1 protein-coding gene is annotated in these 466 nt (G+C 68.9%); it reads left to right on the top strand.

The genetic code is table 11. The features are described 5' to 3' along the window. Positions 1–466, top strand: a 466-nt coding sequence (locus tag IF00_RS0140445; RefSeq protein WP_037640558.1) for an AMP-binding protein, incomplete at both ends; no start/stop codon positions are given.

The following is a 466-nucleotide window of genomic DNA, read 5'->3' as shown; positions in this document are numbered from 1 at the left end:
CCTGCAGTGCTCGCCGGTGTCGTGGGACGCGTTCGCCCTTGAGGTCTTCGGTCCGCTGCTGCACGGCGGGGTGTGTGTCCTCCAGCCCGGCCAGCACACGGACCCGTACCTGATCGCGGAGCTGGTGGAACAGCACCAGGTCACCACGCTCCAGATGTCCGCGAGCCTCTTCAACCACATGCTCGACGAGTACCCGGCGGTCTTCAGGGGGATCCGCGAGGCGATGACGGCGGGCGAGGCCGCCTCACCCGCACACGTCACCCGCGCCCTCACGGACCACCCGCAGCTGCATCTCCTGAACGGTTATGGTCCGGCGGAGAGTATGGGGTTCACGACGGTGTTCGTGATCGAGCCCGGGATCGGTGCCGGTGCGGCGAGCATTCCGGTGGGTGGTCCGTTGGCCGGCAAGCACGCCTACGTTCTGGACGCGAACCTGGAGCTGGTGGCCCCGGGGGTGCCGGGGGAG

Source organism: Streptomyces flavochromogenes (assembly GCF_000717595.1).
GTDB classification, from domain to species: domain Bacteria; phylum Actinomycetota; class Actinomycetes; order Streptomycetales; family Streptomycetaceae; genus Streptomyces; species Streptomyces flavochromogenes.
The sequence above is the reverse complement of the archived record's forward strand: the minus strand, read 5'-3'. Positions and strand labels throughout refer to the sequence as shown.